Raw genomic sequence first — 1500 nt, 5'->3', positions numbered from 1 at the left:
CGCAATTATAGCATCGGGCAATTTCAACCTATATTGCTGGCGAATTTCAATAATTTTCTCAATCAACCCAGTGTCAATCGACACTAAACCGATCACCTCTACTCGCTGAAGAAACTGTTGAAAAAGTTGGCAATCGCTTTCGGCTAGCCCAGAAAACGCCAGAAACTCAATTTGGCTAATAACTGAAATCCCGATCCACTCAGCATTTTGTAATAATTGAATTAGTTGAGTATTTCCTTGCAGTAGGGCCACAATTGCATTCGTATCCAGAAAATAGCGATTACCACTCATCCCTTAGAGTCCTTTGCATTGCTACCGCATCTCCCCCAAAGGTTAATCGCCCCACCAAATCAGAAAAATCATAGTTTAATTCCTGCTTCTCAACTGATGAAACTGGATCTAAAACAAGAACAACGTTAACCTCAACTGCCCTTAAATGGGTCGGAATCGTAAGATTCAAACAACCAGATTCATCAGTCTTAGTGGTCAGTTTTAGAACTTCCATTGCCAGTAGAATGAGTGGACATTACCTTAGCTTATCTTAGCGCGATTGATCGTCTATTAGCATAGTGCATTCGCGTAGCGTGACCTACGGTCAATCCCGTAGCGTGGCCTACGGCCAATCGCAAAGCCCTAACCCTTTCCGCTAATCCCACGTCTCAATGGCCTGATCTACTTTCGTCCCTATTCCCTACTCCCGATTCCCGATTCCCGATTCCCGATTCGACCGTAGAGCACAGTTAGCCCCTTCCGGGCATTGCGAATACTGGGATGATTGGGGTCTAACACTGGCGTGAGGATGCTCAGAGATTTGTGGAAAAAGCTCACAGCTAGCTTTAACTTGTCCAACTCGTTACTCTGTTCCGAGATCAGCCAAGCCAAATCACTCAGGTACATTCCCACTTGGGGATGATTGTTGCCGTAACTTGAGTTCAGGGATTTGATGCAGTCTTGATACAATGCTAAGTTAGGATGATTGGGACCGTAGAACTCTTCAATTACGTTAATCGCGTCCTGGTGAAATAGTTCTGCTTTATGATATTCCCCAGAATAGTATACTAAGGCAGACTAGGATAAGGAAAAATGGAAAAATGACAACTGGTTTAACCAACCCTAGTCCTTATTACCTGAAATTAATCACCGAATTTGCGCCCCGTCCCATTACAAATGATGCTGAATTAATCGCCACCCAACAAAGAATCAACGACCTATTAGATCAAAAACCGCTTAATCAAGATGATCAAGATTATCTCAGGGTATTAGGGATGTTAGTCTATGACTATGAAGAAAAAACTGAACAATTTCCCGAATTAACCGATGCAGAATTATTACAGACATTAATGGAAGACTATAATCTAACGATACAAGATTTGTTAGGTATTTTTGAGCAAGAGCAAGCGATTTTAGATATATTAAACGGAAAGCGTAAACTCAATTCTCAAGAAGCCTTGAAAGTGCGTAGGCTAAGCCCTAGCCCGTTGGGCTAATTGCACGTGTTGT

The 1500-nt window shown here is 42.4% G+C and carries 4 protein-coding genes and 1 pseudogene; 1 reads left to right on the top strand and 4 read right to left on the bottom strand.

The window, feature by feature from the left end:
• From F6K53_RS41900 to F6K53_RS46340, 4 genes and pseudogenes are all read right to left on the bottom strand, one after another.
• A partial coding sequence (locus tag F6K53_RS41900; protein WP_293086360.1) for a PIN domain-containing protein occupies positions 1 to 291 on the bottom strand: 291 nt, incomplete at its 3' end.
• Positions 281 to 505 carry a hypothetical protein gene (locus tag F6K53_RS41895; protein WP_293067279.1) on the bottom strand — a complete coding sequence of 75 codons (225 nt, stop codon included), beginning with the start codon at positions 503 to 505 and terminating at the stop codon, positions 281 to 283. The genes F6K53_RS41900 and F6K53_RS41895, both read right to left, overlap by 11 nt.
• A gap of 179 nt (positions 506 to 684) precedes the next feature.
• Complete coding sequence (locus F6K53_RS41890; protein WP_293086357.1) at positions 685 to 960, bottom strand: tetratricopeptide repeat protein; 276 nt, start codon at positions 958 to 960, stop codon at positions 685 to 687.
• Between the two features lie 18 nt (positions 961 to 978).
• Positions 979 to 1044, bottom strand: a pseudogene (locus tag F6K53_RS46340) (hypothetical protein); the annotation flags it as partial.
• Between the two features lie 47 nt (positions 1045 to 1091).
• Here F6K53_RS46340 and F6K53_RS41885 point away from each other — a divergent pair.
• A complete protein-coding gene (locus F6K53_RS41885; RefSeq protein WP_293086354.1) occupies positions 1092 to 1487 on the top strand; it encodes a hypothetical protein in 396 nt (131 codons plus the stop codon).
• Positions 1488 to 1500: the final 13 nt, after the last annotated feature.

The organism is Moorena sp. SIO4A1, from assembly GCF_010672065.1.
GTDB lineage: Bacteria > Cyanobacteriota > Cyanobacteriia > Cyanobacteriales > Coleofasciculaceae > Moorena.
Note: the sequence above shows the minus strand (reverse complement) of the source record. Positions and strands in the feature narration are given on the sequence as shown.

Coding starts and splice junctions, on each gene's coding strand:
- F6K53_RS41895 (WP_293067279.1), bottom strand. CDS start 505: ATGGAAGTTCTAAAACTGACCACTAAGACTGATGAATCTGGTTGTTTG.
- F6K53_RS41885 (WP_293086354.1), top strand. CDS start 1,092: ATGACAACTGGTTTAACCAACCCTAGTCCTTATTACCTGAAATTAATC.